The organism is Pseudomonas sp. MT92 (genome assembly GCF_058792515.1).
Genome location: NZ_JBXAFA010000050.1, coordinates 1 through 936, shown reverse-complemented (window position 1 = coordinate 936; position 936 = coordinate 1). Strand labels below are relative to the sequence as shown.

Here is a 936-nt window from a genome sequence, read left to right as displayed (position 1 = left end):
TGACGGCGCTCTACCCAGAAAGCCTGTCCTGAATGTTCTTGGAGACAACCACATCATGAGCCGCAGCCGCCGCAAAACGCCCATCGTTGGGCACACGACCTGCCGTAGCGAGCGCGAGGACAAGAAACTCTGGCATCAGCGCTGGCGAACCCACGAGCGCACCGCGCTGGCCAGCGCGTCGCCGGAAGCTCTATGCGCCCATCTGCCTCTACTGGAAAACCAGGTCAGCAACGTCTGGTCGATGGGTAAGGATGGCCGCTCCTACTGGCCCATCAAGCGCCAGGCCGCCACGGCGGATCGCATTGCCAACCACAAGGGACGCAATCCGCAAGAGCGCGCCTCCCTGAAAAAGCGTCTGCTGCGCAAGTGGATGAGCAAATGAACCTGTCCACCATCGAGGCGCTGGCTATCGCTTGGGCGCGAATCGCTGAAGAAGCAGAACTCCCAGCCGGCTACGAGGGCACGGCGACGCCAGAGGCGCATCGGGCCTGCGAGGTGATCCAGGAGCGGATTCGAGAGCACGTCGTCGCCACCAATGACATGCGGCTGTTCGGCCTGCTGCACCTGCTTGGGCAGGCGTCGCTGCGCATGGAGCAAGCGCTGTGGCCGGAAGAATATGCGCGGATGACCCGCGAGGTCGAGGAAGCTCTCCGAGAGGCCGACGACCCCAACGCCAAGTCGTACACCCACGAAGAAGTCATGCAGGCGATGCAGGAACGCATCGACCGAGCGCGAGACAAAGCCATGTTGATCGGCTGACGGAAATTTCGGCGGTTCCGGCTGATCCAAGAATCTTGGCGTGACCTTACCTCCGCTCTACCGCTGGGTGCCAGCCTCGGCGCACGCCTAACCACCCAACTCAGAAAGGAAAATAAGTTGGTAAAACGCATTCCCGTATCCGAGCTTCGTCTCGGCATGTACATCCACAAGCTCGCC

At 61.5% G+C, this 936-nt stretch carries 2 protein-coding genes; both read left to right on the top strand.

Annotated elements, in window-relative coordinates:
• Window positions 1-55: 55 nt before the first annotated feature.
• Window positions 56-382, top strand: coding sequence for a hypothetical protein (locus tag AC1Q6D_RS33130; RefSeq protein ID WP_000091614.1), 327 nt, complete (start codon window positions 56-58; stop codon window positions 380-382).
• A complete protein-coding gene (locus AC1Q6D_RS33125) occupies window positions 379-759 on the top strand; it encodes a hypothetical protein (protein ID WP_001054412.1) in 381 nt (126 codons plus the stop codon). Before AC1Q6D_RS33130 ends, AC1Q6D_RS33125 begins: the two co-directional genes overlap by 4 nt.
• The last annotated feature ends 177 nt before the right edge of the window (window positions 760-936 follow it).